This is a genomic window from Burkholderia sp. Bp9099 (genome assembly GCF_003857805.1).
Lineage (GTDB): Bacteria > Pseudomonadota > Gammaproteobacteria > Burkholderiales > Burkholderiaceae > Burkholderia.
On record NZ_QTPU01000046.1, the window covers coordinates 1 to 25,568 of the forward strand.

Below are 25,568 nucleotides of genomic sequence, written 5' to 3' on the forward strand. Positions count from 1 at the left end.
ACATCGGCATCGACGAGCCAGTCGGGCAGCAGCGCGATGCCGGCGCCGTCGAGCACGGCCTCGCGCAACACTTCACTATGATTCGATTTCAGGCGCCCGGCAACCAGCACCCGCGTCGTGCCGTGCGCATCGGCGAACGACCACGCCTGCTGGTCGCCGCCGAAGTGAAAGCGCACGCACGCGTGATCGACCAGTTCGCCCGGCGTTGCCGGCGTGCCGTGCGCGTCGAGATAGTCGTGGCTCGCGACGACATAGCGCTGGAACGTCGCGAGCTGCCGTGCGACGACCTCCGCGGAAGGCGCTGCTTCGCCGAGCCGGATCGCGACGTCGATCCGGCCGGCGACGAGATCGACGCGTTCGTCGGTGAGCTGCAGGTCGAGATCGAGTTTCGGATGGCGCGCGAGGAAGGCCGCGACATGCGGCGCGATGCGGCGCACGCCGTACGCGACCGGCACCGACACGCGCAGCGGCCCGGACGGCTCGTCGCCGCGATCGGAGACGAGCGCGTCCGCTTCCGCGAGCTCCTCGAGCAGCCGCTTCGCGCGCGCGTAGTACATGGAGCCGGCATCGGACAGCGTGACCTGGCGCGTCGTGCGGTTCAGCAGCGCGGTGCCGAGCGATGCCTCGAGCGCATCCACCGCGCGCACGACCGACGAGGCCGCGAGGTCGAGACGGCGTCCCGCGCTCGAGAAGCCGCCGGCTTCCGCCACTTCCACGAACGCGCGCAGCGCGGAGAATTTGTCCATGTCGTCGCCTTTGTGCATGCCGCAACGATCCGTTGCGCGCCGTTCGCATTCTAGCGCCGGCCGGCAAGCGCTATCGTTGAAACTGCAATCAACAGGAGAGCGCAATGAATTCCGTCGAAGTCACGGTCACCTACGACCTCATCTGCCCGTGGTGCTGGATCGCCGAGCGCAGGCTCGCGGAGGCGATCGACGCAGCGGGACTGACCGGTGACGTGAAGGTCAGGTTCGTGCCGTTCGAACTGAACCCGGCGATGCCGGCCGCAGGCATCGATCGCAAGGCATACCGCAGCGCGAAATTCGGCAGCTGGGCGCGCTCGCAGGCACTCGACGCGCAGGTGGCCGAGGCCGGCCGCGCGGCGGGCCTGGTGTTCGATCACGCGCGGATCGCGCGTACGCCGAACACCCGGCTCGCGCACCGGCTCGTCTGGTTCGCGCAGCAGCGCGGCAGTGCGGCCGCGCTCGTCGATGCATTGTTCGCCGCGTACTTCCGCGACGGCCGCGACATCGGCGATGCGGACATGCTCGTGGAGATCGCGGCCGGCGCCGGCTTGCCGGGCGACGCGGTGCGGGCGTTCCTCGTGTCCGGCGAGGGGCTCGACGCGGTGATCGCGCTCGAGGCCGACGCGGTGCGCGCAGGCATCGCGTCGGTGCCGTCGACGCGCATCGGATCCACCGTCATCAGCGGCGCGCAACCGGCCGCCGTGTTTCTCGAGGCGTTGCTCGCCGCGCATCACGCGCATGACGCCGTAGCCTGAAGCGGTGCCCACCCTGAAGCACGGCCGGCGCCGTTCCGGCCCGGCTTCAGAACGTTTCATGTCCGGCTCAGGACAAGGGCGCGAGCGGCCGGTAGGCTCGATGTCGCGCGTACAGGCCCGGCCGACCGTCGGACCGGCAAGCGTCGCGCGACGTCGACACGCAACCGGGGGATCGGACATGAACTCACTGAAGCGGCGCATGCGCGCGCTGCGCGCGGGCGGCGTGCTGCTCGTCGCGTGGTACGTCGGCCTGCTCGCATCGACCGCATCGGCCGCGTCGGTCGCCTCGGCGGCATCGGCGGCATCGGTCGCATCGGTCGCGTCGACCGCCTCGGTCATATCGACCGCATTCGCCGGCCAGCCGGGCGACGGCACTCAGCCGCCGGGCTTCTACCGGCAGAAGGTCGGCGACCTGACGATCGTCGCGCTGTCCGACGGCACGCATCCGTTTCCGGTCGATACGGTTTTTCGCGATGTGTCGAAGGACGAGATCCGGCGCGATCTCGACCGCGCCTTTCTCGAGCCGCCGGTACAAGGGTCGATCAATGCGTTCCTGGTCGACACGGGATCGCGGCGGATTCTGGTCGATACGGGCGCCGGCGTGCTGTACGGCGACTGCTGCGGAAAGCTGCTCGGCAACCTGCGAGCGGCAGGCTACGCGCCCGCGCAGATCGACGAGGTGCTGCTCACGCACCTGCACAAGGATCATGTCGGCGGCATCGTGACGGACGGGCGGATGACCTTTCCGAACGCGGTCGTCCGGGTGAACGAGATCGAGGCGAATTACTGGCTCGACCCGGACCACAAGGCGCAGGCGCCGGCGTTCCTCGCGTCGTTTTTCGATTCGGCGGCCGCGTCGGTCGCGCCGTATGTCGCGGCCGGCCGTTTCAGGACGTTTCGTGGCGAAGCGACGCTCGCGCCCGGCGTTCGCGCGGTGCCGATGCCCGGCCATACGCCGGGCCATACGGCCTATCTGATCGAGAGCGGCGATGCGGGACTGCTCGCATGGGGCGACATCGTGCACGTCGCGGCGATCCAGTTGCAGGATCCGGATGCGACCGTCCAGTACGACAGCGATGCCGATGCGGCGCGCCGCACGCGGCGCGACGTGCTCCGGCGCGTGGCCGGCCGGCGCTATCTGGTCGGCGCCGCGCACATCGCGTTTCCCGGGCTCGGGCACTTGCGCAGGGACGGGGAGCGATACGACTGGGTGCCGGTCAACTACGACGCGACGCCGCTGCGCTGACCGGATGACGTGCGCGACGGTGTCAGCGCGTCATGCCGCGCCGCCATGCGCCGGGCGGATGGCCGACGATGCGCGCGAAGATGCGGTTCAGGTGGCTCTGGTCGGCGAAACCGCAGACGGCCGCGATTTCCGCGAGCGTCATGTCGGTCGTCTCGATCAGCTGGCGGGCCCGGATCACGCGCTGCTCGAGCAGCCACTGATGCGGCGTGCGCCCCGTCGTGCGGGAGAACGCGCGGATGAAATAGCCGCGCGACAGATCGCATTCGCTCGCGACTTCCTCGATCGATACGCCGAGGTTCGCCTTTTCCATCAGCAGTTCCTTGGCGAGCGCCGTCTTGGCCGGCGACAGCAGGCCCTTGTGCTGCAGGTCGCGCGCACGCGCGTTGCCGTAGCGGCTGGCGAGATGCGCGCCGATCGCGACTCCCATCTGCTCGACGAACAGCGTGTTCAGCGCGCCCGGCACGTCGAGGCTGTCGGCGACCGCGTGCGCGAGATGGCCGAGCACCGGGTCCTGCACGTCGGGCGCGCAGGTCAGGCCACCGATCGCCGTGCCGTCGTGTTCGCGGCCGAGGCGGTCGAGATAGCTGTGCGACAGCTCGATCAGCACGAAATCGAACTTGCCGTACAGATCGGCGCGGAAATTCCGGGAAAAGTCGCGAATGTAGATCGAGTCGTGCTGGAACCGCCGCTCGGATTTGCCGGCGCCGCCATAGATCGTGCGCCGGTGGCCGCCGTTCAGCGACACGCCGATCAGGAAGCCGCGATCGCTGGCGGCCATCTCGATGCGCTCGAAGTGTTCGTCGCGCATGCATTTGCGGTGGAGCGTCAGGCCGCCGACCGACCGGTCGATATCCTTGGACAACAGGCTCGACACGCATCCGAGCGTATCTTTCGGCACCGCCGCGGGCACTGCGGCGAAAGGATCTGACATGACGGAACGTCCTTCAATGGGGTACGGCATACGAGCAGTTTTACGTGCAAGTTTATACGGCACACACATTCGGCTCAGCATAACTTGAATAAATGTCCGCTTGCTGACGAAAAAATCGCCGTCCGGCCGAGCGCCGGCGCCGACGCTCGACCTGCTGGCGGAAGCGACAGGTCGAACGATATCGCCCCATTTATATCCGCGCGGCCCGCGTATCCGCCGCGGGCCGAGGCGGCGGGCGCCAGTGCATTTTCGTTCAAGATTTTTATTGATACGGCGTTTAGACTCGGGCCACTTTTTGAGACTTTGCGCCCGCCTGCCGTGCAGCCGGGCGCGGACTCCCGCCCCGGTGAACCGCGTGTTCACATGGCGGTCATCGTGGGGAACCTGGAGGCGGCCATGATCCAGATCGGGAATTTGTCGGTGGATTTCGAGCAGCGCGACATACGCGACCACGGTGCGTCGTTGCGTATTGGCGCGCGTGCGCTCGACATACTGGAAGTATTGCATCGCGCGAACGGCTCCCTCGTATCGAAGGACGACATCATGGACGCGGTGTGGCCGGGCCTGATCGTCGAGGAGAACCGGCTGCAGGTGCACGTCGCGACGTTGCGCAAGGCGCTGGGCCCGAACCGCGACCTGATCAAGACGGTGCCGGGCCGCGGCTACCTGCTGATCGCGCATCCGCCGGTCGCGCACGCGGTGGCGCCGCGCGCATCCGAGGTTGCGCCCGAGGTTGGGCCCGAGGCGGCCGCGGCACCCCATCCGGCGCCGCTCGTCGGGCGTCAGACCGAGATCGGGCAGATCGTCGACATGCTCGAGCGGGCATCGGTCGTCACGCTGGTGGGCGCGGGCGGCATCGGCAAGACGAGCCTGGCCGAGCGCGTCGCGCATGAACTGCGCGGCCGCGCCGGCGAGCGCGTGCTGTTCGTGGAACTGGCGCGCGCGGCGACGCGCGACGACGTGCTGCGCGCGATCGGCGCGGAACTCGGGCTCGACGCGGATGGCGTGCCGGCCGTCGAACGGATCGGCGAGGCCTTCGCCGCGTCGCGCGGCCTGCTCGTGCTCGACAACGCGGAGCACGTCGTCGACCTGGCGGCCGACCTCGTCGAAACGCTGACGTCGCACGCCGCGCCGCTGCGCGTGCTCGTGACGAGCCGCGAGCCGCTGCATATCTCGGTCGAGGCCGTGTTTCGCGTGAGTCCGCTGGCGGTGCCGGACGCCGATGCGGGCGTCGACGAGATCGCGCGCCATTCGGCCGTCGAGCTGTTTCTCGCGCGGATTCGCGCGGCCACGCCCGATTGCGCGGTCGATGCGGCCGGCATGCGGCTGATCGGCGACATCTGCCGGCGCCTCGACGGGCTGCCGCTCGCGATCGAGCTGGCCGCCGCGCGGGTCGCGACGCTCGGGCTCGAGGTCGTCGCGGCGCGTCTCGACGACCGGCTGAACCTGCTGACGGGCGGGCTGCGCTCGGCGTTGCCGCGCCACCAGACGCTGCGCGCCACGTTCGACTGGAGCTACGTGCTGCTGGATGCGGCCGCGCGGTCGCTGTTTCGCCGGATGGCCTGCTTCGTCGGCCCGTTTACGTTCGATGCCGCGCGTGATGTCGCGATGGATCCGGGCATGCCGTCCGCCGAAATGATCGCGCTGCTCGGCGAGCTGGTCGCGAAGTCGCTGGTGACCGTCGAGTTCAACGGCGCGCAGGCGCGCTACCGACTGACCGAATCGACCCGCGCGTACGCGCTCGAAAAACTGCACAACGAAGGCGAGTTCGACACGGTCGCCGCACGTCATGCGCGCTACGAACGCGAGCAGGCGGATGCCGCGATGGCGGCCCAGGCCCAGGCCGCGCATGCGGCCAGCCTGGGTGCCGGCGCGGGCATCGCGCCGCTGCGCGAACTCGCGGTGGCCGGGCCGCCGGCCGCGGAAATCGACGCGCTGGCGCATGCGTTGCTCGAACCGGCGCGCATGCGCGAAAGTTCGATCCCGGCGAGGCGCGCGCTCGACACGCTCGATGCCGGCGCCCACGGCGCCGTCGACGCGGCACGCGAGATGCGCCTGCGCGCGGCCTACGCGGCGGCGCTGCTGCATACCGACGGCGATACGCACACGGCCGCCGCGACGTGGGACAGGACGCTCGGTCTCGCCGGCCGGATCGGCGACGAGGCGTTCGACGCGCGCGCGCTGGTCGGGCTGTGGAACACGATGCTGACGCGCTCCGACATTCATGAATCGCTGCGCTACGCGACGCGCTTCGAGCGGGCCGCGGAGCGGCGCGGCGACCGGCCGCAGCGGCTGCTGGCGGACGCGATGGTCGCGACCTCGCTGCATTACTTCGGCGAGCATGCGCAGGCGCGCGAGCGGCTGGAGGCGGCGACGGCCGAGCTGGCCGTCGCCGGCGAGCCGCCCTGCGCGCAGGCGGCGCTGGGCATCGACGTCGCGACGCTCGGCCGGACGATGCTGACGCGGCTCGTCTGGCTGCAGGGCGATGCGGAATATGCGATGCGGCTGGCCGCGCAGGCGGTCGAATCCGCGCGCCGCAGCGGCTCGGCGCCGGCATTGTGCGTCGTGCTCGGCGCCGCGGCCGTGCCGATGGCGTTGTCCTACGGCGATCATGACGCGATTTCCGATTATCTGGAGACGCTGCGCTCGACCGCCGATGCGCACGGCTTCGACATCTGGCGCAGCCATGCCGAATGTCTCGCCGGGCAGTTCGACATGCAGGCCGGCCATCCCGGCGCCGGGCTCGCGCGGCTCGAGCCCGCGCTGCGGCGCATCGAAGCGAGCGGCTTCCGGCGCCTGCTCGCGCCGCTGGTCGTCGCCTACGCGGAAGGGTTGACGCGCACGGGCCGCGCGGCCGACGCGTGCACGAAGCTCGACGCGACGCTCGCGCGCTGCCGCGCGCACGGCGAGCATCTGTTCGTGCCGGAACTGCTGCGCGCGAGGGGGCTGGCGACGCTCGAACAGGCCCGCACCGCCGACCCGGATCTCGCGATCGCGTGCGAAGCCGACGGGCACCGTCACCTGCTGATGGCGATTCATGCGGCGAACGGCCAGGGTGCCGCGATGTGGGCGCTGCGCGCGACGCTGGACCTGGCCGATCACCTGATCGAGCGCGGGCGCACCGCGCAGGCGTCGTCGCTGGTGGCCGACCTGTCGGGGCATGTCGACCCGCAATCGCGGGCGTTCGACGTGCGCCGCCTGGCGCGCCTGCAGAACTTCGTTCGCCCGGAGACGGCTGCGCCGACGGGCCTGACGCGCAGGCGACGCGAGGCGGCGGATGCGATGCAGTCGGCGGCGTAACGGCGTGCCGGGCCCGCGCCGGGCGCCGTCGCGTCCGAGCGCCGCGGCGCGGCGGCCTGATCGTGCAATGTTCAAGGGGGAAGGGATGGTCGGTGTATCGTCAAACCGGGTGCATGCCGCGTGCGGCCGCATGCCGGCGTTCGGCGCGAGCAGGGGAGGCTGACGGTGCTCGACACGACGGCATTCGCCGAAGCGGCGGACCTCATCGTCTACAACGGCAAGATCGCGACGCAGGATGCGCGGCAGTCGTTCGTGACCGCGCTCGCGGTGAAGGACGGCCGGATCCTCGCGAGCGGCAGCGGCCGCGACGTGCTGCGCCATGCGCGCGACGGCACGCCGCGCATCGACCTGAACGGCCGCACCGTGATCCCGGGGCTGAACGATTCGCACCTGCACATGATCCGCGGCGGCCTGAACTTCAACCTCGAGCTGCGCTGGGACGGCGTGCCGACGCTGGCCGACGCGCTCGGCATGCTGCGCCGCCAGGTGCTGCGCACGCCCGCGCCGCACTGGGTGCGCGTGGTCGGCGGCTGGACCGAATTCCAGTTCGCGGAAAAGCGCGGGCCGACGGTGGCCGAGCTCAACGCGATCGCGCCCGACACGCCGGTCTTCATCCTGCACCTGGGCGACAGCGCGCTGCTGAACGCGGCCGCGCTGCGCGCGATCGGCTACGGCCGCGACACGTCCGATCCGCCCGGCGGCGAGATCCAGCGCGATCGCCTCGGCCGGCCGACCGGCATGCTGATCGCGCGCCCCGACATGGGCATCCTGCATGCGGTGCTCGAGCGCGCGCCGAAGCTCGGCCACGACGACCAGATCAATTCGACGCGGCATTTCATGCGCGAACTGAACCGTTTCGGCGTGACGAGCACGATCGACGCGGGTGGCGATTTCCAGGCCTATCCGGACGACTACGCGGCGGTCATGGCGCTCGCGAAGCGCGGCGAACTGACGGTGCGCATCGCGTACAGCCTGTTCGTGCAGCAGGCGGGGCGCGAGCTCGACGACTACGCGCGGTGGGTGACGCTGGCCAAGCCCGGCGACGGCGACGCGTTCCTGCGGATGAACGGCGCCGGCGAACTGCTGGTGTATTCCGCGGCCGATTTCGGCAATTTTCTCGAACCACGCCCCGACCTGCCCGACGCGCTCGAGGCGGAACTGGCCGCCGTGGTCCGGCTGCTGGTGCGGCACCGCTGGCCGTTCCGGCTGCACGCGACCTACGACGAATCGATCGGCCGCTTCCTGAACGTGCTGGAAGCCGTGAACCGCGAGCTGCCGTTCGACGGGCTGCGCTGGTTCTTCGATCATTGCGAGACGATCTCGGATGCGAACATCGCGCGCATCGCCGCGCTCGGCGGCGGCGTGACGGTCCAGCACCGGATGGCGTTCCAGGGCGAGTACTTCATCGCGCGCTACGGCGCGGAAGCGGCCGCGCGCACGCCGCCGATCCGCGCGATGCTGGCGGCCGGGCTGCCGGTCGGCGCGGGTACCGATGCGACGCGCATCGCGAGCTACAACCCGTTCCTGTCGCTGTACTGGATGGTGTCCGGGCGCACCGTCGGCGGCACGGCGCTGTATCCCGAATGGAACCGGCTCGGCCGGATGGAAGCGCTGCGCCGCTATACGGTCGGCAGCGCGTGGTTTTCGAACGAAGACGATCGCAAGGGCGCGCTGGTGCCCGGCCAGTACGCGGATTTCGCCGTGCTGACGGACGACTACTTCACGATCGACGAGGCGCAGATCAAGACGCTCTCCTCGGTGCTGACCGTCGTCGGCGGCAAGGTCGTGCATGCGGCCGACGAGTTCGCGCCGCTGGCGCCCCCGCCGTTGCCGGTCAGCCCCGCGTGGTCGCCGGTGGTCGAATTCGGCGGTTTCGGCCGGCGTCGTCCCGCGGCGGCGTCGCTGCGCGCGGCGGGCGGCGGCAGCGCGGATGCCGCCCGCGCGGACGCCGGTGCCGTGCGCGGCCCCGCGGTGCGTTTCGCGCGGCGCCTGCAGGTGGCTGCGCGGGAAGTCGTCGAGCAGTGCGAAGCATTCGGTTATCCCGGCGTCGCCTCGTAGGCGGCAGGTCGGCGCGCCGGCGCGTGCGGCCCGATGAACAGACAATTTTCCGCCCCGGCGCGGGGCAGAAGGAGACGAGATGAGTGGAGCGCCGACGTGCGCACCCGCCGATGACGAAGTCGCCGGCGTTCGCATTCCGCGGACGCCGATGGCGATCGAAGCGGCCGAAGCGGCGTGTGCATCGTTGCCGCCGGTGCTGACCGGTCACGCATGCCGGGTGTTCGTCCTGGCGTCGCTTGCCGCGCGCCGTGCCGGCGAGACGCTCGATGCCGATGCGCTGTACGTGGCCGCGATGTACGCGAACATGGGACTGAGCCCCGCCTATTGCCGCTCGAGCGCGCGCTACGAGGTCGACAGCGCCGATGCCGCGCACGCGTTCCTGCTGCGGCATCACACGTCGCAGCGCCAGCGCGACGACGTGTGGCGCGCGATCGCGCTGCATACGACGCCCGGTGTGGCCGCGCGCGTCTCGCCGCTGGCGTGCGCGCTGGCCGAGGCTGTGGCGGCGGACCTGATGGCGAGCGGCTTCGACGCGTATTCGGTGGACGAGCGTCGGGCGCTGCTCGCCGCGTATCCGCGCGAAGAAGGGTTCGGCGACGCGTTCCTCGATGCGGTCGCACGTGGCGTCGCGCACCGGCCGGCGTCGACGTTCGGCACGTGGAGTGCCGATGTGCTCGAGCGTGCCGACCCGGATTTTCAGCGGCCGAATTTCTGCGGGCGCGTGCTGGGCGCGCGCTGGAAGGACGTTTGACGGCTTCGTTCCGGAGCCGGCGGCGCGAGCTTGCCGCGGCGGCAGCTTGGCCGCTGTTGCGGTGCATGGGCGTTCAGGTGCTCAGGTGCTCAGACGTCCAAGCGCCCAAGCGCCCAAGCGCCCAAGCGCCCAAGCGCCCAAACGTTCAAACGTTCAAACGTTCGCGCCCGCCGCGTCATGACGCGCATAGTCGACGTATCCCGCGCGGTCGCCGCCATACCAGCCGACCGGCTTCGGCGCGGCGAGCGGCGCCTTCGCCGCGATGCGCTCGACGAGGTCGGGGTTCGCGATGTAGGCGCGCGCGAACGCGACGAGATCGGCATCACCCGCATCGATCAGCGCATTCGCGGCCTCCGGCGCGATGCCGCCGTTGACGATCAGCGTGCCGCGGTACGCGTTGCGCGTGTTCGCGACGATGCGCGGCAGGTCGGGTTCGCCGCTCCAGCCGTTGGTGTCCGCCGCGTGTACATAGGCGACGCCGGCTTCGTCGAGCATGCGCCCGACGTACGTGTACGTCGCGTCCGGATCCGCGTCGCGCACGTTGTTGTACTTCGCGTACGGCGAGATGCGCACGCCCACGCGATCGAGCGGCATCACGCCGCCCACCGCGTCGACGATTTCCTCGAGAAAGCGCGCGCGGTTCGCGACTGAGCCGCCGTAGCGGTCGTCGCGGCGGTTCAGCGTCGACGACAGGAACTGGTGCGGCAGGTAGCCGTTGGCTGCGTGAATTTCGACGCCGTCGAAGCCGGCCGCCTTCGCGCGCAGCGCCGCCTGGCGGAATTCCTCGACCGTCGCGGCGACCTCGTCGGTCGTCATCGCGCGCGACGGCGTCGCATGAATCTTCGTGTAGTAGCCGTTCTGCAACTGCGCCCACACCTGCAGCTGTTCGAGATCGTCGTTGACGCCGGACGGCGACAGCGGCGCTTCGCCGCCGAGCAGCGTCAGCGAGCTGACCCGGCCGCCGTGCCAGAGCTGCGCGAAGATGCGCCCGCCGTTCGCATGAACTGCGTCGGTGACCTGTTTCCAGCCGGCCGCCTGCTCGTCGGTGACGAGCCCGGGCGTCAGTTCGAACGCCGCGGAGGCCGGGCTGACGTTGGTCGCTTCGGTGACGATCAGGCCGGCGGATGCGCGCTGGGCGTAGTACTCGGCCATGAGCGCGGTCGGCTGGCCGCGCGAAGGCGCGCGAGAACGCGTCATCGGCCCCATCACGATACGGTTGGGAAGCGGCAGGCCGCGCAGATCGTAGTTACCGAGCAGGGTAGACATGATGAATTCCTTTTTGCGTGGAGCAGGGCGGCGCCGCGGATCGTGCGGCCGTGGCCGGTGTCGCGGCGGGCCCTGCGGAAAGTCGGAGGTGACGTGCCGGCAGCGTTCCAATGGCGCGAGCGACCCGAGCGGCGTTCGCGCGTGAACCGGTGCCGGCGCCGGTTCAAGCCTGGGCGTGGCGTTGCGCGTGCGGCCGCCCGATCACGAGGTAGTGGGCGAGCGCGATGATCGGGAACGCGCCGGCGACGGCCGCGACGAGCGGCCAGCCGCCATGCTCGTACAGCGGGCTCGCGAGCGCGGAGCCGACGGCCCCGCCGACGAAGATGCTGGTCATGTACAGCGCGTTCAGGCGGTTGCGGCTCGCCGCATGCAGCGCGTAGATCTCGCGCTGGCCGAGCACCATGTTCATCTGCACCGCGAAGTCGAGCACGATGCCCGTGACGACGAGGCCGTACAGCCCGGCGCCGTGGACCAGTGCAACCGCATACGACAGTGCGCCGGCGACCAGCGCGATCAGCGTTGCCCGCACCGTGTGCCCGGCATCCGCGAGGCGGCCGGCGACGGGCGCCGACGTCGCGCCGATCGCGCCAACCAGCGCGAACAGGCCGATGGCCGATTGCGACAGGCCGTAGTGACGCGTGAGCTCGACCGGCACGGCGGTCCAGAACAGGCTGAACGACGCGAACATCAGGCCCTGGTAGAACGCGCGATGGCGCAGCACCGGCATCGTGCGGACCAGATGCAGCAGCGAGCCGATCAGTTCGAAATAGGTCGCGCGGTGATCGGGCTGGCGCGACGGGATCGTCAGCGCGAGCACGGCCGTCACGAGCGTCATCAGCACGGCGGCGGCCGCGAACACGAAGCGCCAGCCGAACGCGTCGGCCACCACGCTCGACAGCGGGCGCGCGAGCAGGATGCCGAGCAGCAGCCCGCTCATGATCGTGCCGACCACGCGGCCGCGGGAATGATCGGGCGCGAGGTGCGCGGCGAGCGGCACGAGGATCTGCACGGCGACCGAGCTGAAGCCGATCAGCAGCGAGATCGCGAGGAACGGCCCGGGCGTATGCACCATCGCCGCCGCCGCGAGGCTCGCGATCGACACGACGGCGGTCGTGATCATCAGCTTGCGGTTCTCGAGCAGGTCGCCGAGCGGGACGATGAAGAACAGGCCGAGCGCGTAGCCGATCTGCGTCAGCGACACGATGAGGCTCGCGGTTTCGCCCGACATGTGCAGGCTGGGTGCGATGAGTTCGGTGATCGGCTGCGCGTAGTACAGGTTCGCGACGATCGCGCCGCAACTGAACGCGAACAGCAGGATGAGGCCCTGCGTGAGCTTGGCCGCGTGCCCCTGGGGCGCGAGCGGGGTGGATTCTGCTGACATGGTCGACTCCTTCGAAAGAGATGTCGGGTGCCCGGTCGTCGGGCGGATGATGCGGTGTGAGTCGCGGCGAAACGGAAGCCGCCGCATTGCCGTCAAGATTATTGATCGATCGATAACAAGGGAATACGGCCGCCGCGCAATCGAGCATTGCGCGGCGCGCAAAGGGGGCGGATCGCGGGCGGCGTCATGCGCGTCCGCCGCGGCAGGGATCGGCCGCGAACCGCATGCCGGTGACGGCGAGCCCGGCCGCGGCGGGCGCGCAGGTGGACGCCGGTGGCGGCGAGCCTGGCCGACGCGAGCGCGCAGGCGGACGGCCGGGGGCGGCCAGATGGCCGCGCAACGGTTCGCCGTGCGTGTCGGGAAAGGTGGTCAGGCGGCGCAGTACCGCGACCCCGCCGCCGTGAGCGGGCGACGGCCGGTCGCGACATTCGTGGACGGCGGCCTCGCGGCCGATGCAATTCAGCGTGACGGCGGCAGCCAGGTCCGCGATGGAGCCGCCGGCGATCGCGATCTTCATGATGGCCTCTCGTCGCGGGCCTCCGGCGCGGATATCGCGGATCGCGAAGCCCATGAAACCAGTCTGGATCGCGCGGGCTGAATTGTCCTAAAACGCCGCCTTAAATCACTTGATTCATGCGCTGCGCGATGCGGGCGGCCTTCAGCCGCGCTGGCCCTGCAGCGTCGGGATCTGCGCGAACAGGCCGGCGAGCCAGTCGACGAAGACCTTGAGCTTGACGGGCGTGTGGCGGTTGGGCGGATACAGGATCGAGATCGGCCGCGGCGGCGTGTTGAAATCGGTCAGCACCTCGCGCAGGCGTCCCGATTTCAGGTACGGCTCGACCAGGTACAGCGAGGTCTTGATCAGGCCGATTCCCGCGACGCCGCATGCGATGTAGGTGTCGGCGTCGTTGACCGCGACCGTGCCGCACATCTGGATGATGCGCGTTTCGCCGTCGACGACGTAGTCCCACGGCCGCGGCCGGCCCGTATCGGCCGACATGTGGCTGACCGCGATGTGCTGCGCGAGGTCGTCCACCGTGTCGGGTGCGCCGCAGCGCTCGAGATACGCGGGGGCCGCGCAGGTGCAGGTGGTGAGGCTGCCGATCCGTTTCGCGACCAGCCCCGAGTCGTCGAGCGCGCCGATGCGCACGACGCAATCGACCCCCTCGCCGACGAGGTCGATCTGCCGGTCCGTCACGCCGAGTTCGACCGAGATGCCCGGGTGGGCGGCGAGGAATTCGGGCAGCGCGGGCACCATGATCTGTTTCGCCATCGCCGGCGGCAGGTTCACCTTCAGGCGGCCGCGCGGCACGTTGCGCGCCTGCGAGACGGCCGCTTCCATGTCGTCGATCTCGCGCAGCACGCCGACGCAGCGTTCGTAATAGGCCTGCCCGTCCTCGGTCAGCGAGATGCGGCGCGTCGTGCGGTTCAGCAGCCGGCAGCCGAGATGCTGTTCGAGCGTGCTCAGCAGCGCGGACACGCGCGGCGTCGTGAGCCCGGTGGTGTCCGACGCGCGCGTGAAGCTGCCCGTCTCGACGATGCGCGTGAACACGCGCATCGAAAGCAAGGTATCCATCGTTCAGAAATCTCCAGCCTGTCGGGTTGCCGGCGCCGGTCCGTGCCGGCGCGGTCGGTTGTGAGGTGCGGCTATGCGTCGATCCGTTTCCTGAGCGAATCGCCGGCGAACGGCATTTCGCGCATGCGCTGGCCGGTCGCGTCGAAGATCGCGTTGGCCAGCGCGCCCGCGGTCGGCCCCATCGACGCCTCGGCCGCGCCGAGGAACGGTGCACCGGGGCGATTGATCAGATGCACCTTGATGCTTTGCGGGGCCGAGCCGAACCGCAGGATCGGATAGCTGCTCCAGTCGAAACTGCGAATGCGCTGCGTATCGTATTTCAGCGCCTCGTACAGTGTCCAGCTGGCGGCCTGCACGATGCCGCCCTCGATCTGGTTGCGGATGCCGTCCGGCGACACGACCTGGCCGGCGTCGACCGCGACTTCCGCGCGATCGAGCGTCACGTGGCCCGTCTCCGGCTCGACCGTGATCTCGATCGCGATCGCGACGTAGGCCATCAGGTTCTTGTACTTGCCGAACGCGAAGCCGACGCCGCGATTGCGCGCGCGCGGCGGCCGCGGCCAGCCGAACCGGGCCGCGGCGAGCTGGATCACCTGCCGCGCGCGCGGGTCCTGCATGTGGCGCAGGCGGAATTCGACCGGATCGACGCCGGCGGCGTGCGCGAGCTCGTCCATGAAGCTCTCGATGGCCCACACGTTGGTGTGCGCGCCGAGCGAGCGCATCGCGGAAGTCTGCAGCGGCATCGTCGGCGAGAAGTTGTTGACGATGTGCATGTTGGGCAGCGCGTAGAGCGGGATCGCGTTGCGATCGCCGCCGCCCTCGGGCTGCAGCATCGGCGTCGACGGCGCGGACACGAACGGCGGCTCGAGCATCCGCGCGGGCAGCAGCCGGCCGGCGTTGACGATGCGCTCGTTGTGCGAGCTGCTCCACAGCGCATAGTTCCAGTCGACGATGCGACCGCCCGCGTCGAGCGACGCGCTGAGCTCGGTGACCATCGCCGGCGTGAAGTGGTCCCACGTATGTTCCTGCTCGCGCATCCATTGCACGCGGATCGGCTTGCCGGGCATCGCCGCCGCGATCAGCGCCGCATGCGCGGCCGCATCGTCCGCGCCGTTGTGCCCGTAGCAGCCGGAACCCTCGGTGTGAATGCAGCGCACGCTCGCCTTCGGCAGCGACAGCATCTCGGCGAGGGCGTCGCGCAGCGGGTAGACGCCCTGCGAGTGGGTCCACACCGTCAGCGTGCCGTTCTCGAGATGCGCGACCGAACACGACGGCCCGATCGAGCCGTGCAGCAGGTAGTTCTTCAGGAACGTGGCGGACAGCGTCTTCGTCGCAGGCGCGGTGGGCGCATGCGTGTTGGCGATTTCGATGCGCTGGGTCGCGATCCGCTTGAGCTCCGCGTGGACCGTCGCGCGATCGGGCAGCGCGCGGCCGCCGGACCAGCGGCAGCTTGCGGCCAGCGCGCGCTGCGCGACGACCGCCTGCCATTCGCCGTGCGTGACGACCGCGAGCATGCTGCCGTTGCGCACGATCCGCACGACGCCCGGCATCTTCAGGATCGCGGCTTCGTCGAACGACTGCAGTGCCGCGTCGTACACCGGCGGCATCACGACGCGCGCGTGCAGCATGCCCGGCAGTTCCATGTCCTGCACGTAGCTGACGCCGCCCGTGACCTTGTTCGGGATGTCGACGCGCGGCAGCGACGTGCCGATCACGGTGAACGTGGCCGGGGGCTTCAGCGGCGAGGTCGGCGTCGCGTTGCGGTGCAGGTCGACGGTGCGCACCGCGTCGCCGTAGCGCATCGTGCGGCCGTCCGGCGCCTTGATGACGGCATCGGCGACGGTGAGCGTGCGCGGATCGACGCCGAACTGCTTCGCCGCGCCGTCGACCAGCAGCCCGCGCACCTGCGCGGCGGCGTTCAGCAGCGCGGAGCCGCTGTCCGCCATCGTGTGGCTGCCGGCCGTCAGGCCCTCGTCCGGCGACGCGCCGGTGTCGGCGGTCAGGAACGTGATCAGCGAGGGCTTCATGTTCAGCTCCTCGGCGGCCACTTGCAGCAACGCGGTGCGCACGCCGGTGCCGAGCTCGACCTTGCCGGTAAACACGGTGACCTTGCCGTCGGGCGCGATCTTGATCCACGCGTCGAGCAGCGGGTTGGTCTTGAGGCTGCCGGCCAGCGTTTCGGTGGCCTTGGCGACGTGGACGGCGGCGCCTTCGTCCGCGATCACGACTTCGGCGGCCGCGCGCGCGGCCGGCGCGAGGCTGAACGCGACGAAGAGCGCGCCGGAGACCATGAAGTGCCGGCGGCCTTCGTCGATGTCGTCGGGTGCGTTCATCAGATTCCCTTGCTGATCATGACCGGCGCGGCGGACGGTTCCGGCTCCGGCAGGCCCGCGACCTGGCGCACGGCGGCCAGGATCCGCATGTGGGTGCCGCAACGGCACAGGTTCGGTTCCATGTGGGTGCGCAGCTCGCGTTCGGTCGGTTTCGGGTTGCGTTCGAGCAGCGCCTGCGCGCGCATGATCATGCCCGCGATGCAGTAGCCGCACTGCGCCGCCTGGTGGTCGATGAACGCCTGTTGAAGCTTGCCCGGATGGTCGGCCGTGCCGAGGCTTTCGACGGTTCTGACGCGGCGCTCGCCGAGCGCGGCGACCGGAATCAGGCACGAGAACATCGGCTTGTCGTCGACGATCACGGTACATGCGCCGCATTGCCCGAGGCCGCAGCCGAATTTCGCGCCGTGCAGGTGCAGGTCGTTGCGCAGCGCGTACAGCAGCGGCGTCGACGGATCGATGTCGAGCGTGTGCCGCACGCCGTTCACGGTGAGGGCGATCATGGTGCGCGGTCCTCCTTTCTGAGCTTCGCGGCTAGGGTGTCGATGCCGCTCCATGCGGGGCGATCGGAATACGTCTCGCGCAGGTAGGCGGCGAGATCCGCGATCTGCGCGTCGTCGTACTGGTCGAGGTAGGACGGCATGTAGTTCAGCGTGTCCTCGCCATGCCAGCCGATGCCGTTGAACATCATCTGGATCGCGTTGCGCGGCGTGTCGGCATGGATGGCCGTGCTGAACGCGAGCGTCGGCCGCTCCCCGATCGACTGCATCGGCGAGACCGGCCCGTGACACTGCGCGCACGACGCCTGGAACAGTACGGCGCCGCGCTGCGCGGCCGGCGTCGTCGGGCCGTGTTCCGTGGCGGCCGTCGTTGCGGGACGCGCGGCGGCAGGCTTCTGGATGGACAGGATGTACGCGGCGATCGCCTCGACGTCTTCCGCCGGCACCGTCGCGAGATCGCGCGTGACCGGCAGCATCGGTCCGGCAGCCGCGCCGTGCTCGCTCGCGCGGCCGGTGCGCAAGTACGTGACCAGTTGCGCTTGCGTCCACGGCCGGGCCGCGTTGCCGAGCGTGTTGAGCGGCGGCGCGTCCCAGCCGTCGACGATGCCGCCGTCGAACGCCTTGCCGGCCTGTTCGCCGCCGATCGCGTTCAGCGGCGAATGGCAGGACGCGCAGTGCCCGAGGCCGTCGACGAGCATCTTGCCGCGATTCCATTGCGCGGATTGCGACGGATCGGGCTGGTACGCGCCCTCGCGCAGGAACAGCACGTTCCAGAACGCGACCAGCGGCCGGAAGTTGAGCGGGAAGATCAGGTCGTTCGCCGGCGTCTTCGTCTGCACCGGTTCGCGCGTCATCAGGTACGCGTATGCGGCCTCGATGTCCTGGTCGGACATCCGCGTGAAATGGATGTACGGAAACGCCGGGTAGAGCGGATGGCCGTCGCGGGCGATGCCGCTGCGCAGCGCCCGCGCGAACGCGGCCTGCGACCAGCGGCCGATGCCCGTGTCGGCATCCGGCGTGATGTTGGTCGCGTAGATCGTGCCGAACGGCGTCGCGAGCGGCAGGCCGCCGGCGAACGGCTTGCCGTCCTTCGCGGTGTGGCACACGACGCAGTCGCCGAGCGCGACGACGCGTGCGCCCGCGCGCACGAGCTGCGGATCGAAAGACGTGCGCGCGGGCGGATCGACCGGCGCGATCGACGGCCGGACCATGATGCCGATCGCGACCGCGAGACCGACGACCGCGACAACCGCCGCGCCGAACCAGAGTCTTTTGTGCTTCATGCGTACTCCGCGCGAACCGGTTCATCCGGCGTCATGCAATCGGCGTGGCACGGGAACGGACGCCGGCCAGGCCGGTTGCCCGCTGCGGCGCGCACCGGTGTGGCGTAGCGCGCGGGCCGGTGTGCGCGGCCTGGACAGCGCGTGCCGGCGGTGGATGTCGCAGCCGGGGCCGCCGGATGGCGATGCGGCATCGCCGATCGATCCGGCCATGCGAGGCCTGTCCGGCCGCAGCGATTCGCGGCGGCAATCATGTCGTCACTCCTGGGGTGGGGCGCGCGGGCCAGAGGCCGCGCGGCGATTGATGGAGGCAGTCTACGCTGGCGTCGGCGGCAATTCCTGAAGCCGCGCTGAATCGTTCTGAACGGTGACGGGCGGCGCACGCGCACACGCCGGCCGTGACTTGCGCGCGAGCGGCGCCAGCGCCGGCGCGAGCAGCACGAACGTGAAGTCGCCCACCTTCGTCCCTGCCGGCGGCGACCACTTTCTTGCAGCCGTGCGCGGGTCGAATGATGCGCGTGGCAAAACAGGCCGGCGCAGCAATGGCCGCGCCGTGCGGCATCAACCGGGCGGGTTCCGTCGAAGAACGCGGCCGCCGATGCCACAACGTCAGGATAACGAATCAGAAAGGGAACACGGAACATCATGCAATGACCTCAGCGCGGCGAGCCGAGGCCGAACGATGCGGCGAGTTGCGGCCCTTTCTCGAGCAACGCGGTCACTTCCTCGCGCCGCCGCGCCGACCATTGCGCGAGCCGCTCGACGACATCGGACGCGTCGGCCGGCAGCGCTTGCGCGAGCGACACGGCATCGCCCGCCGCCTTCGATGTGCCGGATGCCGTGTGCGGGCGCACGGTGCAGGCCGCATCGCCGACCAGTGCGACGCGACCGTCGGCGAAGGCGGGGCTCAGCACGTCGAAGATCGCCTGGTTGAATGGCGCGCGTGTCGCGAGCACCAGCTGCGACAGCGATGCCGGCAAGCGCTCTTGCGCCAGTTGCCGCAGCGACGCAACGGTCTCGTCGGCAAGCATGCCGGGGTGCACGGACGCATGATGGACGTTGCCGTTCCGGTCGGTCAGGTGGCGGCGCAGCGCGGCGCGATCGGCTTCGTTGCGATACCACAGCCAGTTGAAGCGGCGCGTGCCCGGCACGAGCGAGCCGTCGAGCGCCGGAATCAGGAACGCCATGAACAGTTCGCCCGGCGCCTTGTGACGCGTCATGTTCTCGATCAGCGGCGCGATCGCGGCGGGCTCGAAGCCGGCTTCGTCGACGATGCCGCGCCACGCGAGGTAGCCGGCAAACGACGGCGCATGGCCGGGAAACAGGCGCGTGCGCAGGCTCGAGCCCGCGCCGTCGGCGGCGATCAGCACGTCCGCGCGGATGCGTTCGTCGCCCAGGTGCACGTCGACCCCGCCGGCATCCTGCTCGAAGCCGCTGACCGCGCGGCCATAGCGGATGCGTCCGCGCGGCAGCGTGTCGCACAGCGACCGGTAGACGGCGTCCCACGACGAGAACGGCAGCATTTCGGGTTCGTCCCGCGTGACGCTGCCGTCGCGCTCGATCCAGCGACGCCGACGCGTCGGCACGCTGATCATCTGCCGGCAATGACGGCCATGCTGTTCGAGAAACGCCATCATCCGGCGCAGCACGGCCACGCCGCCGCCCTGGCCGCGCAGCGGGGACGGCGAGCGCTCGTAGACCGTCACGTCGTGACCGATGCAATCGAGCGTCAGCGCGGTCGCGAGACCGGCGATCGACCCGCCGGCAATGACTATCTTCATTCTGCGTGGTTCCTTGTTGGAAAAGCGGCATGGCGGTCCGGCTGCGCGGCGTGCCGACGGCTCGCCGGATGATGGCATGTCGACCGGCGGGCTGCGCCGATCGTGCAAGCGTCGTCGCGCGAGCGCGACATGGCGGCCCGATCGCGCTAGATCCGCAGCAGCTTTCCCGCATTGCCGCCGAGTATCAGCGCGCGCTGGGCCGCGCTCAGGTCGAGCCGGTCGAGAAAGCGGACCGGTTGTTCGTAACCCATGTCGAAGCAGTAGTCGCTGCCGAGTACGAGCCGGTCGATGCCGACGTTCGCGATCAGGAAGTCCAGCACCGGCCCGGAGTGGGACACCGTGTCGTAGCTGAAGCGCCGCAGATAGCTGCTGGGCTTCTGCGCGAGCCGGCGCGTTTCGGGGCGCACGGTCCAGCCCGCGTCGAGGCGCCCCGCGACGATCGGCAACGCGCCGCCGGCATGCGGCAGCGTAAAGTGCAGGTCCGGATGGCGATCGAGCACGCCACCGAGGATCAGGTGCGCGGCCGCGATCGCCGTGTCGAACGGATTGCCGAGCAGGTTGCTCAGATAGAAGTCACCGAGCCGTGCGCCGCCGACCGTTTGCTGCGGATGCAGGAACACCGGCAGGTTCAGTTGCGCGATGCGCGCGAAGACGGGTGCGAACAGCGGGTCGTCGAGATCGCGATTGTCGATGTTGGTGCCCATGTACACGCCGCGCACGCCCGGCAGCTGCGCGGCGCGCTCGAGTTCGTCGATCGCGTCGGTCGCGTTCAGCATCGGCAGCGTCGCGAGTACGACGAAGCGCGTCGGATGCCGCTCGTAGACGCGCGACGCGGCCGAGTTCCAGTCGCGCGCGAGCTTCGCATTGAACGGCCGGTCGGCCCAGTACGCCATCGGCACGCTGAGCGACAGCGCCTGGACGTCGACGCCGGACGCATCCATGTCCGTGAGCCGGGCATCGACGTCGATGAACTTCATCGGCAGCGGGCCGAGGCCGCCGGCGGGCGTGCGGAACGTGAACGACGCGTCGTCGCACGTGAACGACCCGCCGAAGCGCTTGCCTTCGCCGCCGACCAGATTGCAGAAGCTTTCCGGATAGTAGTGCGCGTGGATGTCGATCGCGCGCGGCCGCTGCAGCGGCGCGGTGGCCGATGCGGCCGGCGTGCTCGCGGTTGCGGCAGCCGGTGCCGAACGGCCGGCCAAGGCCGTGCCGGCGAGCGCGGCGAACGTGCCGAGCAGGCGTCGCCGGGCCGGCGGCGGGCAGCAGGTGCAGGTCAACGTGGGATGTCTCATGAGGATGTCGGCTCTTCGAATCGTGCGGCTCAGCCGCGTTGTGTGGTGCCCGTTGTGGTGCCCATTTCGCACGCGACGAGCTGGGTGTCGAACTGCGCACGCTCGTGTCGCGCGCGGGCCGAGCGATCGGTGACGGAGAACAGGACGACGCCGGCGAACGCCGCCGCCATCGAGAACAGTGCCGGGTATTCGTACGGATAGACCGCATGCGCATGACCGAGCACCGTCACCCACACGGTCGGGCTCAGCACCGTGAGCGTGACGGCGGTGGCGAGCCCGAGCAGGCCGCCGAGCACCGCGCCGCGCGTCGTGAGCCCGCGCCAGTAGATCGAGAGCAGCAGCACCGGAAAGTTCGAGCTCGCCGCGATCGAGAACGTGAGGCTGACGATGAACGCGATGTTCTGCTTCTCGAACGCGATGCCGAGCAGGATCGCGAGCACGCCGAGCACCACGGTCGTCGCGCGCGCCACGCGCATTTCCTCCTGGTCGGATGCGCGTCCGCGGCGCAGCACGTTCGCGTAGAGATCGTGCGAGATCGCCGACGATCCCGCGAGCGTGAGTCCGGCGACCACGGCGAGGATGGTCGAGAACGCGACCGCGCAGATGAAGCCGAGGAACACGTTGCCGCCGACCGCGTGCGCGAGGTGGATCGCCACCATGTTCGCGCCGCCCGTCACGGCGCCGGACGCGTCGTGGTAATGCGGGTCCGGCGCGACGAGCGCGATGGTGCCGAAGCCGATGATCACGATCAGCACGTAGCCGACGCCGACGATGCCGGTCGCATGGAGGATGCTCTTGCGGGCAGCCTTGACGTCGCCGACCGTGAAGAAGCGCATCAGGATGTGCGGAAGGCCCGCCGTGCCGAAGATCAGCGCGAGGCCGAGCGACACGGCGGAGACCGGATCGGAGACCAGGCCGCCCGGACGCAGGATCGCCGCATGCTTCGGATGCACGCTGACTGCCTGCGCGAACAGTGCGTCGAGGCTGAAGCCGAAACGGCCGAGCACCATGAACGCCATGAACGCCGCGCCGGCGAGCAGCAGCACGGCCTTGATGATCTGGATCCAGGTGGTCGCGAGCATCCCGCCGAAGAATACGTAGACGACCATCAGCACGCCGACGACGAGCACCGCGACCGTGTAGTCGAGACCGAACAGCAGCTCGACCAGCTTGCCCGCGCCGACCATCTGCGACACGAGATACAGCAGCACGATGACGATCGAGCTCGACGCCGCGAACGCGCGGATCGGCCGTTGCCGCAGGCGATAGGACACGACGTCGGCGAGCGTGTACTTGCCGAGGTTGCGCAGCGGCTCGGCGATCAGGAACAGGATGATCGGCCAGCTCGCGAGAAAGCCGACCGAATAGATCAGGCCGTCGTAGCCGCTCGTGAACACCAGCGCGGAAATGCCGAGCAGGGATGCCGCGGACATGTAGTCGCCGGCGATCGCCCAGCCGTTCTGGAACGCGGTGATCCGGCCGCCGGCCGCGTAATGGTCGGCCACGCTGTGATTCTTGCGCGCGGCCCAGCGCGTGATGACGAGCGTCGACGCGACGAACAGCAGGAACATGCCGATCGCGACCGGGTTGTGCCCGTGTGCGATCGCCGCGGGGCCGGCCGCGAACGCCGGTGCCGTGCCGGCGGCGGCGATCGCGGCGAGAAGCAGGCGTTTCATGGCGTGTCTCCGTGACGAAGGGACGCGACGAGCGCGTCGTGGACCGAATTGGCCTGGAATACGTACAGCGCGACGAGCGCGAACGTGACGACGAACATGCCGAAGCCGACCGGGATGCCCCACGGCGTCGGCCGGCCCGGCACGATCGGCTGGCCGAGCAGCGCCGGCGAAAACGCGAGCGTCAGGATGAACGCGAAATAGAGGGTGAGCATGACGAGCGTCAGCGACCAGGCGAGCAGCCTTCTGCGCCTGACGAGCGCGCGAAAACGGGCGTCGCGCAGCAGCGGATGGGCGGCCTGCGCCGGCGAGTCATGCGCGGGCGCGGTGCCGGCGGTGGCCGGAAGCGGGTGGTTCACGGTGTCTCCTCGATGGATCGAATGTCGCGGCCGGGCGTCGGGCGTCGCGCGTCTCGTGCGCGGCGCCCGCCCGTGCCCGGCTCGGAAATGCGGCTCAGAAATGCGGCGGCACCGCGGTTTCCCGCATCACGACTTCCGGCGTGCGATAGCGCTCGGCCATTGCGCGCTCGGTGTCGTTCTTCACTTGTGCCTGCATGTACGCGCCGAGATGGCGCGCGTGCTGCACGATCGCGACGCCGAAGGCGGTGCGCGTCTCGCTGTATTCGCACAGCGCGTCGAGCGTGTCGGCGCGCGTGGCGAGCGACGCGACGAGCGCGAGCGCATCGCCGGCCGCCTTCGTGACGCCCATTCCGCAATGCGGCCGCGCGACGAACGCGGCATCGCCGAGCAGCGCGATCCGGCCGAACGCCATGCGCGGCACTTCGAGGTCGTAGATCGGCTGGAACAGCGGCTGCGTCGCGCGTGCGACGACTTCCGCGAACTGCGGCGCGAGCAGCGCGTGGGCCGCGTCCTCGAGATCTGCGAGGACGTCGCGCCGGATCAGCGTCGGCGGAATGCCGCCGGCCCACAGCTTGCCGGTCTCGTCGGTCAGCAGGTTCGGCAGGTCGGTGTCTTCGCGCGTCGCGCGATACCAGACGAAGTTGTAGCGGCGCTCGCCGGGTTGCGTGCTGTTGCCCTGGCCGGCGACCGGGTAGCCGAGGATCTGTTCGTGCGGCGGCAAGCCGAACGCGAACTTGTCGAACAGGCTCGCGTGGGTCGCTTCCGACAGCGCGGCTTCGTCGACCAGCCCGCGCCATGCGACATAGCCCGCGTATTGCAACTGCGCGTCCGGCAGCAGCCGCTCGCGAATCGCGGAGCGGAACCCGTCGGCGGCAATGACGAGATCGGCATGCACGACCGAGCCATCGGACAGCGTGATAGACGCGTGCTCCGGCCCGTCCGCGACGTCGGTCACGACGGCGCCCGCGTGATAGTGCTGATCGGGCAGCGCCGCACGCAGCACGTGGTACATCTTGCTCCACGCGGTGAGCGTCTGTGGCAAGCGCCGTTCCGATTCCACGGCTCCGTCCTGCGACAGCGTGATGCGCGACTCGACCTTGACGCCGATCGACGCGTCGATGCGCACGCCCGCGGCGAGCATCACGTCGAACAGTTCCGGATGCGTGACGATGCCGGCACCACGGCCCGACAGCGCCTCGGGCACGCGTTCGTACACGTCGACGTCCCAGCCGTTGCGCAGCAGGAGGTTGGCTGCGAACAGCCCGCCCAGCGAACCGCCGACGATGGCGGCCTTGCGTTTGCTTGCAGTGATGTTGTTCATGTCAGTCTCCGGTGGATGCGCCGGCCGATGCGGCCGCGTCGGGAAGCGCGAGGCCCTCAACCTCAGCGGCAGGGAAGTTGAGTTCGATCGTCACGCCGGACGGATCCTCGATGAAGACCTGGTGCAGGCCGAGGCTGGGCACCGTGCGGTCGCGCCACGGGATGTTCTCGGCGCGCAGCGTGCGCCACGTCGCCTCGACGCCGGTCGCGAGGAACGCGATGTGGTCGACGGTGCCGGTGCCGGCGGCCGGCAGCGGCTTGTCGCCGAGATAGGCGGCAAGGCCGTCCGGATTGGACGGATCGACGCCGATGATGTGCACGGTGCCGTAATCGGCTTCGTCGCCGCCCTTGTAGAGCCATGCGCCGGGAAAGTCGAACGGCGGACGATAGCCGCGTTTGAAGCCGAGCACGCGTTCATAGAACCGGCACGATTTCTCGAGATCGAGCGTGCGGATCGAGTAGTGCGCAAGTCTGGATACAGGCATGGGACACCTCGTGTTTATCAGTCGATAAGTTATCGTTCGATAAATTCTAGTGGAAAAGATCGGCAGGACAAAGCCGCGATCGAGCGGTGTTTACCCGCAGTGGAAATGGGTGCCGGATGCCGGCGCGCGATGCGCTACGACGCGATTTCGCCGGCCATGACTTCGTCCGCGTAGCACCATACCCAGCGCTCGCCCGGCTCGATCGAACGGGCGAGCGGATGGCCGGTTTCGTGGAAATGCCGGCTCGCGTGGCGATTCGGCGACGAGTCGCAACAACCGACTTGCCCGCAGCTCAGGCACAGGCGCAGATGCACCCACCGGCTGCCGGACTTCACGCATTCCTCGCAGTAGTCCTTGTCGGTGTGCAGGACGCGCGCTTCGCCGAGGTGACTGCAGGTGGTGGCCATCTTTCGCTCCGATGCCGGCGCCGCAGAGCGCTCGCAGCGCGGCCGGCACGAAGCTGCAAGCGGAGGCGGACAGGATTCATTGTGGACGGTCGTGGCGCGAGCGGACCTTAATTCTTATTAAACGTCGCGGC

Annotated in this window: 21 protein-coding genes; 5 read left to right on the plus strand and 16 right to left on the minus strand. The window is 69.7% G+C overall.

The features are described 5' to 3' along the window. Positions 1-746 (minus strand): LysR family transcriptional regulator (locus DIE17_RS34180; RefSeq protein ID WP_148095671.1); only part of this gene is annotated, 746 nt, incomplete at its 3' end. A 104-nt stretch (positions 747-850) separates the two neighbouring features. Here DIE17_RS34180 and DIE17_RS34185 point away from each other — a divergent pair. Together DIE17_RS34185 and DIE17_RS34190 are read left to right on the plus strand one after the other, a co-directional pair. Then, entirely contained in the window at positions 851-1,501 is a 651-nt protein-coding gene (locus DIE17_RS34185; RefSeq protein WP_124921722.1) for a DsbA family oxidoreductase, read from the plus strand. Between the two features lie 178 nt (positions 1,502-1,679). Further along, positions 1,680-2,747: an MBL fold metallo-hydrolase gene (locus DIE17_RS34190; protein ID WP_260439293.1), complete on the plus strand. Its 1,068-nt coding sequence runs from the start codon at positions 1,680-1,682 to the stop codon at positions 2,745-2,747. A 22-nt stretch (positions 2,748-2,769) separates the two neighbouring features. On the opposite strand, the gene DIE17_RS34195 is transcribed toward DIE17_RS34190, so the two are convergent. Continuing rightward, on the minus strand, positions 2,770-3,678 hold the full coding sequence (locus DIE17_RS34195) for a helix-turn-helix domain-containing protein (protein ID WP_124667124.1): 909 nt from the start codon (positions 3,676-3,678) through the stop codon (positions 2,770-2,772). A gap of 396 nt (positions 3,679-4,074) precedes the next feature. On the opposite strand from DIE17_RS34195, the gene DIE17_RS34200 reads away from it, so the two are divergent. From DIE17_RS34200 to DIE17_RS34210, 3 genes are all read left to right on the plus strand, one after another. Continuing rightward, complete coding sequence (locus DIE17_RS34200; protein WP_124921739.1) at positions 4,075-6,978, plus strand: ATP-binding protein; 2,904 nt, start codon at positions 4,075-4,077, stop codon at positions 6,976-6,978. Between the two features lie 165 nt (positions 6,979-7,143). Next, positions 7,144-9,036, plus strand: a complete 1,893-nt coding sequence (locus tag DIE17_RS34205) for an amidohydrolase (protein ID WP_124921723.1) — start codon at positions 7,144-7,146, stop codon at positions 9,034-9,036. A gap of 79 nt (positions 9,037-9,115) precedes the next feature. Beyond that, complete coding sequence (locus DIE17_RS34210) at positions 9,116-9,787, plus strand: phosphohydrolase (RefSeq protein WP_124646370.1); 672 nt, start codon at positions 9,116-9,118, stop codon at positions 9,785-9,787. Between the two features lie 153 nt (positions 9,788-9,940). Here DIE17_RS34210 and DIE17_RS34215 read toward each other — a convergent pair whose 3' ends face one another. The 14 genes from DIE17_RS34215 to DIE17_RS34280 all read right to left on the minus strand — a co-directional run bounded on the left by DIE17_RS34215 (position 9,941) and on the right by DIE17_RS34280 (position 25,437). Then, positions 9,941-11,053 (minus strand): alkene reductase, encoded by a 1,113-nt coding sequence (locus DIE17_RS34215; protein WP_124921724.1) that lies wholly within the window; start codon positions 11,051-11,053, stop codon positions 9,941-9,943. A gap of 163 nt (positions 11,054-11,216) precedes the next feature. After that, positions 11,217-12,434 (minus strand): MFS transporter, encoded by a 1,218-nt coding sequence (locus tag DIE17_RS34220; protein ID WP_124529627.1) that lies wholly within the window; start codon positions 12,432-12,434, stop codon positions 11,217-11,219. A 184-nt stretch (positions 12,435-12,618) separates the two neighbouring features. Next, the gene (locus DIE17_RS34225; RefSeq protein ID WP_124921725.1) at positions 12,619-12,951 is read right to left on the minus strand and encodes a hypothetical protein; all 333 of its coding nucleotides are present in this window, start codon (positions 12,949-12,951) and stop codon (positions 12,619-12,621) included. Between the two features lie 141 nt (positions 12,952-13,092). After that, positions 13,093-14,010, minus strand: a complete 918-nt coding sequence (locus tag DIE17_RS34230; protein WP_044847103.1) for a LysR family transcriptional regulator — start codon at positions 14,008-14,010, stop codon at positions 13,093-13,095. Between the two features lie 71 nt (positions 14,011-14,081). Beyond that, complete coding sequence (locus tag DIE17_RS34235) at positions 14,082-16,343, minus strand: molybdopterin cofactor-binding domain-containing protein (protein WP_124921726.1); 2,262 nt, start codon at positions 16,341-16,343, stop codon at positions 14,082-14,084. After that, positions 16,343-16,843, minus strand: coding sequence for a (2Fe-2S)-binding protein (locus tag DIE17_RS34240; RefSeq protein ID WP_044847105.1), 501 nt, complete (start codon positions 16,841-16,843; stop codon positions 16,343-16,345). Before DIE17_RS34240 ends, DIE17_RS34235 begins: the two co-directional genes overlap by 1 nt. Then, positions 16,840-18,123, minus strand: a complete 1,284-nt coding sequence (locus DIE17_RS34245; protein ID WP_124529621.1) for a cytochrome c — start codon at positions 18,121-18,123, stop codon at positions 16,840-16,842. The genes DIE17_RS34240 and DIE17_RS34245 overlap by 4 nt, the downstream gene beginning before the upstream one ends. A gap of 653 nt (positions 18,124-18,776) precedes the next feature. Next, a complete protein-coding gene (locus tag DIE17_RS34250) occupies positions 18,777-19,901 on the minus strand; it encodes an FAD-dependent monooxygenase (protein WP_124921727.1) in 1,125 nt (374 codons plus the stop codon). 146 nt (positions 19,902-20,047) lie between these two features. Next, complete coding sequence (locus DIE17_RS34255; protein WP_124921728.1) at positions 20,048-21,193, minus strand: amidohydrolase family protein; 1,146 nt, start codon at positions 21,191-21,193, stop codon at positions 20,048-20,050. Between the two features lie 29 nt (positions 21,194-21,222). Next, positions 21,223-22,869: a cation/acetate symporter ActP gene (gene actP, locus DIE17_RS34260; protein WP_124921729.1), complete on the minus strand. Its 1,647-nt coding sequence runs from the start codon at positions 22,867-22,869 to the stop codon at positions 21,223-21,225. Next, positions 22,866-23,225: a DUF485 domain-containing protein gene (locus DIE17_RS34265; RefSeq protein WP_124646364.1), complete on the minus strand. Its 360-nt coding sequence runs from the start codon at positions 23,223-23,225 to the stop codon at positions 22,866-22,868. The genes actP and DIE17_RS34265 overlap by 4 nt, the downstream gene beginning before the upstream one ends. Positions 23,226-23,319: 94 nt before the next feature. Continuing rightward, entirely contained in the window at positions 23,320-24,546 is a 1,227-nt protein-coding gene (locus DIE17_RS34270; protein ID WP_124921730.1) for an FAD binding domain-containing protein, read from the minus strand. A gap of 1 nt (position 24,547) precedes the next feature. Then, positions 24,548-25,030, minus strand: coding sequence for a VOC family protein (locus DIE17_RS34275; protein WP_124488019.1), 483 nt, complete (start codon positions 25,028-25,030; stop codon positions 24,548-24,550). 134 nt (positions 25,031-25,164) lie between these two features. After that, a complete protein-coding gene (locus tag DIE17_RS34280) occupies positions 25,165-25,437 on the minus strand; it encodes a ubiquitin carboxyl-terminal hydrolase 14 (protein ID WP_124921731.1) in 273 nt (90 codons plus the stop codon). Positions 25,438-25,568: the final 131 nt, after the last annotated feature.

Bases quoted from the DNA above. Each gene is read 5' to 3' on its own strand.
- DIE17_RS34280 (WP_124921731.1), bottom strand. From the start codon at position 25,437: ATGGCCACCACCTGCAGTCACCTCGGCGAAGCGCGCGTCCTGCACACC.
- DIE17_RS34200 (WP_124921739.1), top strand. From the start codon at position 4,075: ATGATCCAGATCGGGAATTTGTCGGTGGATTTCGAGCAGCGCGACATA.
- DIE17_RS34185 (WP_124921722.1), top strand. From the start codon at position 851: ATGAATTCCGTCGAAGTCACGGTCACCTACGACCTCATCTGCCCGTGG.
- DIE17_RS34195 (WP_124667124.1), bottom strand. From the start codon at position 3,678: ATGTCAGATCCTTTCGCCGCAGTGCCCGCGGCGGTGCCGAAAGATACG.
- DIE17_RS34190 (WP_260439293.1), top strand. From the start codon at position 1,680: ATGAACTCACTGAAGCGGCGCATGCGCGCGCTGCGCGCGGGCGGCGTG.
- DIE17_RS34215 (WP_124921724.1), bottom strand. From the start codon at position 11,053: ATGTCTACCCTGCTCGGTAACTACGATCTGCGCGGCCTGCCGCTTCCC.
- DIE17_RS34255 (WP_124921728.1), bottom strand. From the start codon at position 21,193: ATGAGACATCCCACGTTGACCTGCACCTGCTGCCCGCCGCCGGCCCGG.
- DIE17_RS34275 (WP_124488019.1), bottom strand. From the start codon at position 25,030: ATGCCTGTATCCAGACTTGCGCACTACTCGATCCGCACGCTCGATCTC.
- actP (WP_124921729.1), bottom strand. From the start codon at position 22,869: ATGAAACGCCTGCTTCTCGCCGCGATCGCCGCCGCCGGCACGGCACCG.
- DIE17_RS34245 (WP_124529621.1), bottom strand. From the start codon at position 18,123: ATGAAGCACAAAAGACTCTGGTTCGGCGCGGCGGTTGTCGCGGTCGTC.
- DIE17_RS34210 (WP_124646370.1), top strand. From the start codon at position 9,116: ATGAGTGGAGCGCCGACGTGCGCACCCGCCGATGACGAAGTCGCCGGC.
- DIE17_RS34250 (WP_124921727.1), bottom strand. From the start codon at position 19,901: ATGAAGATAGTCATTGCCGGCGGGTCGATCGCCGGTCTCGCGACCGCG.
- DIE17_RS34230 (WP_044847103.1), bottom strand. From the start codon at position 14,010: ATGGATACCTTGCTTTCGATGCGCGTGTTCACGCGCATCGTCGAGACG.
- DIE17_RS34240 (WP_044847105.1), bottom strand. From the start codon at position 16,843: ATGATCGCCCTCACCGTGAACGGCGTGCGGCACACGCTCGACATCGAT.
- DIE17_RS34270 (WP_124921730.1), bottom strand. From the start codon at position 24,546: ATGAACAACATCACTGCAAGCAAACGCAAGGCCGCCATCGTCGGCGGT.
- DIE17_RS34235 (WP_124921726.1), bottom strand. From the start codon at position 16,343: ATGAACGCACCCGACGACATCGACGAAGGCCGCCGGCACTTCATGGTC.
- DIE17_RS34220 (WP_124529627.1), bottom strand. From the start codon at position 12,434: ATGTCAGCAGAATCCACCCCGCTCGCGCCCCAGGGGCACGCGGCCAAG.
- DIE17_RS34225 (WP_124921725.1), bottom strand. From the start codon at position 12,951: ATGAAGATCGCGATCGCCGGCGGCTCCATCGCGGACCTGGCTGCCGCC.